Annotated in this window: 6 protein-coding genes; 4 read left to right on the plus strand and 2 right to left on the minus strand. The window is 39.2% G+C overall.

Features of this window, described 5'->3' with window-relative positions:
• Window positions 1-313 precede the first annotated feature (313 nt).
• Complete coding sequence (locus tag CWB66_RS13045) at window positions 314-805, plus strand: DUF3016 domain-containing protein (protein WP_138585708.1); 492 nt, start codon at window positions 314-316, stop codon at window positions 803-805.
• A 92-nt stretch (window positions 806-897) separates the two neighbouring features.
• On the opposite strand, the gene CWB66_RS13050 is transcribed toward CWB66_RS13045, so the two are convergent.
• Window positions 898-1,188 carry a prephenate dehydrogenase gene (locus CWB66_RS13050; RefSeq protein WP_138585709.1) on the minus strand — a complete coding sequence of 97 codons (291 nt, stop codon included), beginning with the start codon at window positions 1,186-1,188 and terminating at the stop codon, window positions 898-900.
• Window positions 1,189-1,263: 75 nt separating this feature from the next.
• On the opposite strand from CWB66_RS13050, the gene CWB66_RS13055 reads away from it, so the two are divergent.
• Complete coding sequence (locus tag CWB66_RS13055) at window positions 1,264-1,473, plus strand: hypothetical protein (RefSeq protein WP_077538842.1); 210 nt, start codon at window positions 1,264-1,266, stop codon at window positions 1,471-1,473.
• On the opposite strand, the gene epmB is transcribed toward CWB66_RS13055, so the two are convergent.
• Window positions 1,470-2,483: an EF-P beta-lysylation protein EpmB gene (gene epmB, locus CWB66_RS13060; RefSeq protein ID WP_138585710.1), complete on the minus strand. Its 1,014-nt coding sequence runs from the start codon at window positions 2,481-2,483 to the stop codon at window positions 1,470-1,472. The genes CWB66_RS13055 and epmB overlap by 4 nt on opposite strands.
• Window positions 2,484-2,524: 41 nt before the next feature.
• Here epmB and efp point away from each other — a divergent pair, with 41 nt between their 5' ends.
• Together efp and epmA are read left to right on the plus strand one after the other, a co-directional pair.
• Window positions 2,525-3,091: an elongation factor P gene (gene efp / locus CWB66_RS13065; protein WP_077536047.1), complete on the plus strand. Its 567-nt coding sequence runs from the start codon at window positions 2,525-2,527 to the stop codon at window positions 3,089-3,091.
• 58 nt (window positions 3,092-3,149) lie between these two features.
• Window positions 3,150-4,124, plus strand: coding sequence for an elongation factor P--(R)-beta-lysine ligase (gene epmA / locus CWB66_RS13070; protein ID WP_138585711.1), 975 nt, complete (start codon window positions 3,150-3,152; stop codon window positions 4,122-4,124).
• Window positions 4,125-4,366 lie beyond the last annotated feature (242 nt).

Raw genomic sequence — 4,366 nt, forward strand, 5'->3', positions numbered from 1 at the left:
GGAACTTATGCTGCGTTATCGCCTATTTATGGGGAACAACCACACTACATAGGCTCTGCCTTGCCTAAATACCAAACAGTCTGCTGCAAAATCAATCACGAAAGGTCAACACGCCCTAGCTTAAATACGGTCTTTCTTGAATGCTGGTAAATTAAACAACCTTGATTACATTTAGTACGTTTTAAATAACACGTCAATGTGGGGAATTAAGTTATAGTTAATAAACAAGTGCTAAAATAAACGCAGTAAAAGCTAATGCTGGGTTTACTCCAATCCACACTTTGTGATTGGTATATCTTTTTTGGAGAAAGTCATGAATTTAGTTAAAAAAATTGCAATGTTGATGTGTGTAGCATTACCTGTATTTGCTCATGCAGGCGAGTCTGTTGTTCAATGGCATGACTTTAATGACTATCGCGATGTGCGCTCATCAAACCAAGCGAAAGGTTCGTATCACAAGCATATTATTAAAAGTTTTGAAGCACACATGGCTAAATTGGCAGAGCAATTGCCAAATGAGTATAAATTAAATGTAGAGTTTACTGATTTAGATTTAGCGGGTGATGTTCGTTACGGTGGTATGGATGAAATTCGTATCGTGAAACCTATCTATTTTCCGCGCATTAAACTCAACTATTCGTTAACGAACAAAGATGGCAGTGTAGTCAACAAAGGCAACGACGTAGAGCTTAAAGATATGGGTTTTATGGATAAGATAAAAATGGGTCGAGATGAGTCATTTTATTATGAGAAACGCTTATTAACAGAGTGGTTTGGCGAACAAATCCTAGTAAATTTAGATTAAAATAAATAAACGCTGAGTTATTATAACTCGGCGTTTATTTGTTTTTAGGCGCGAGTTTACTTTGCGCTTTTGTTGTGTTGCTTTTAGCTGCTTTACTTAAAGGTAGCTAAAAGTGTCAATAATTGCTGTAACTTAATAACGGTAATTTTAAGCTTTTCTTCACTAAAACCATCGGTTGATAAGCTTTCTACATCAGCGGCTACGTCAAGCACGTAAGGTTTAAATCGTTTAGCTTCAAAGTTAAAGCCAGCATCTTGTGCGAATAAGGCTTTAAATTTGCCATGACCTTGTTGCTGTAGTTCGTCAAGTTTTTTGTCGGCATCAAGTGCTTGGCGATAAACAATTTTTAAGTTTGTATTGAGTTGTTCAATAATTGAATCCATGGTTTTCCTAAAGCTTTGTACTGCATGGCCGATATAATACTTGGATTACATTTAAAAGTCAGGTGGATTGTTTATATGAATATATCAGGTGGAAATTTACCGGTAATGTCTGGTGCTGGCGAAGGTGCTGAAGTTTTAAGTGCTGCGCTTGCTAAAAGACAGCAAAAGGTTGATGGCTCTGCAGCACTTGCGCTTATTGAAGGTGCCGCACAACCATCTAGTGCGCAAACACCTGCTAAATCGGTGACAGCCACACTGGGTAATAACGTAAATGTATACGTTTAAATAAGCTTAAGATCGATAGGTGTTTTGCTTTTTTGACCACCTATTTCTCTCACTAGTTTAGGCACTAAAAACCCAGGCAGGGCTTTTAATAGCTCTGCCATTATTTCAATTGCTTGCGCTTCATTAATATCAAAGTGGCTGGCTCCTTCAACTTTATCTAGCAAATACAAATAATACGGTAATACATCTGCATCAAATAAGGCTTCGCTTAAGTTTATTTGTGCATCAACCGTATCATTCACATCTTTTAAAATTACAGCTTGGTTTAAAAGTGTTACATTCGCGTGTTTGAGCTTTTGCATGGCAGCTTTAAAATCAACGTCTATTTCGTTTGCGTGATTAATGTGGTTAATAAAAATAATTTTTAAGGGTGACTTTGCTAGTCGCTCACACAATTCATTGGTAATACGCGCAGGAATAACAACAGGTAAACGGCTATGAATTCGCATGCGTTTAATTTGCGGTAGCTGTTCAAGCTCATCTAAAAACCAACTAATAGCATCATCTTTGGCCATTAGCGGATCGCCGCCACTTAAAATCACTTCGTTAATATCAGTATCTGATTTTATATAATTAAGCGTCTCAAGCAGGCTTTTTTTATTAAGCTGATTTTCTTGATACGGAAAATGCCTTCTAAAGCAGTAGCGGCAATTTACCGCACAACCCGTTTTAAACATCACTAAAACACGCGATTTATATTTGTGTAAAAGGCCTAGTTGGGCGTTATCTTGCTCAAGCAGTGGATCTTTATTAAAACCAGACTTACTTAAAAATTCTTGATGGCGTGGCATGACTTGCAATAAAAGAGGATCGTTTGGATCGCCTTTGCGCATTTTTTTTATAAAAGGGATAGGCACACGCACTGCAAATAAACTACGGGCTTTTAGGTCGTTTTCATGGACTTGGCTCGATAAACCGACCATTTCAAGCAAGGTTTTTGGGCAGGTAACTACATTTGCTAATTCTTTTTGCCAGTTTTTATGCAAATTTGCTTCATTTCTTTGTATCATTGGCACGTAGATTACTCGAAAAAATATAAATAGAGGAAACGATGGCGAATTATAGCACCAACGAGTTCAAGGGCGGCCTAAAAATTATGATGGACGGCGAGCCTTGCAGTATTTTAGAAAATGAAATGGTAAAACCTGGTAAAGGCCAAGCGTTTAACCGTGTTCGTATCCGTAAACTTATCTCTGGTAAGGTGCTTGAAAAAACCTTTAAATCGGGTGAATCAGTTGAAGGTGCTGATGTAATGGATACAGATTTAGCGTATCTATACACAGACGGCGAATTTTGGCACTTCATGAACAACGAAACATTTGAGCAAATTGCTGCTGACGAAAAAGCACTAGGCGATGCTGTTAAATGGTTAGTTGAAAATGATGTATGTACAATTACATTATGGAACGGCAGCCCAATTGCTGTTACACCACCTAACTTTGTTGAGCTTGAGATCACTGAAACAGATCCTGGCCTTAAGGGCGATACAGCGGGCACTGGTGGTAAACCAGCAACGCTTAGCACGGGTGCTGTAGTACGAGTTCCATTATTCGTACAAATTGGCGAAGTAATTAAAGTAGACACTCGTAACGGTGAATACGTAAGCCGTGTTAAGTAAGCTTTAACATTGTTTATAAAATCCCAGCTTAAGCTGGGATTTTTTTTTTGGAGAAAATATGTCAGCAGATCTTTGGGCTCCTAGCGCAAGTATTGAAACACTAAAGCAACGTGCAGAAATATTACATCGCATTCGTGAGTTTTTTTATGCGCGTGATGTTTTAGAAGTAGAAACGCCAAGTTTGAGTAGTGCGAGCGTAACCGATGTGCACTTAGCGAGTTTTAATACCACATTTGTAGGCCCAGGCCACGCAGGTGGACTTCCTTTGTTTTTACAAACATCTCCAGAGTTTGCCATGAAGCGCTTGTTAGCAGCAGGCTCCGGCGCTATTTTTCAGCTTTGTAAAGCATTTAGAAATGAAGAAGCGGGTAGCCATCACAATCCTGAATTTACAATGCTTGAATGGTATCGCCCAGGTTTTGACGAATTTGCACTTATGGATGAAATGGATGAGCTGATGCAGCTTGTTTTAGGTGTTGACCCTGCAACGCGCCTTACTTATCAGCAAGCGTTTGAACAAGCACTCGGACTTGACCCGCTAACCGCAAATATAGAGCAATTAAGGCAGCTTGCTTTTGAGCAGGGGTTTGCTGATATAGCCCAAAATGAAACGCATAAAGATACCTTACTGCAATTATTATTTTGCATGAAAGTAGAGCCAACAATAGGGCAAGATAAGCCATGTTTTGTGTATCACTTTCCAGCTTCTCAAGCAGCACTTGCACAAATTTGTGAACACGATGCACGTGTAGCAGGACGCTTTGAGCTTTATTATAAAAGCATGGAATTGGCGAATGGCTTTAACGAACTCACCAATGCCAGCGAGCAAGCTAAACGTTTTAATGAAGATAATGCATACCGCGCTGAAAACGGTATAAAGCAAGTACCAATGGATACGCGTTTAATTAAAGCGCTGGAGCATGGATTACCACAGTGTGCAGGCGTTGCTTTGGGTATAGATAGGCTTGTAATGCTCGCAACCAACAAAGAGAAAATTAAAGACGTTATTGCATTTGATGTGCAAAGAGCGTGATGATTGACCTGTAGGCGCACAGCTTGCTGGCGCGTTAAAGCAAAGCTTTAAGCTCTTTTTATTTGGTTAGTAATTAGAAGCTTCGCTTTTCACGTGTGCAAGCTCTACGTCTACAACACATTTTATTATTACTTATGTTTGATATGTAAAGAGCGCGATGCTTGGCCTGTAGCTTGCGGCGCGTTAAAGCGAAGCTTTAAAAAAGTTGTTCGATTATATGTCGTTTATGCTTAGTTTAAAGT

Origin of the sequence: Pseudoalteromonas sp. S558, from assembly GCF_005886635.1 — a bacterium.
Taxonomy (GTDB): Bacteria; Pseudomonadota; Gammaproteobacteria; order Enterobacterales; family Alteromonadaceae; genus Pseudoalteromonas; species Pseudoalteromonas aliena.

What these genes read in the sequence shown, in the direction of transcription:
- CWB66_RS13045 (WP_138585708.1), top strand. Translation starts at nt 314, where the DNA reads ATGAATTTAGTTAAAAAAATTGCAATGTTGATGTGTGTAGCATTACCT.
- CWB66_RS13050 (WP_138585709.1), bottom strand. Translation starts at nt 1,188, where the DNA reads ATGGATTCAATTATTGAACAACTCAATACAAACTTAAAAATTGTTTAT.
- CWB66_RS13055 (WP_077538842.1), top strand. Translation starts at nt 1,264, where the DNA reads ATGAATATATCAGGTGGAAATTTACCGGTAATGTCTGGTGCTGGCGAA.
- epmB (WP_138585710.1), bottom strand. Translation starts at nt 2,483, where the DNA reads ATGATACAAAGAAATGAAGCAAATTTGCATAAAAACTGGCAAAAAGAA.
- efp (WP_077536047.1), top strand. Translation starts at nt 2,525, where the DNA reads ATGGCGAATTATAGCACCAACGAGTTCAAGGGCGGCCTAAAAATTATG.
- epmA (WP_138585711.1), top strand. Translation starts at nt 3,150, where the DNA reads ATGTCAGCAGATCTTTGGGCTCCTAGCGCAAGTATTGAAACACTAAAG.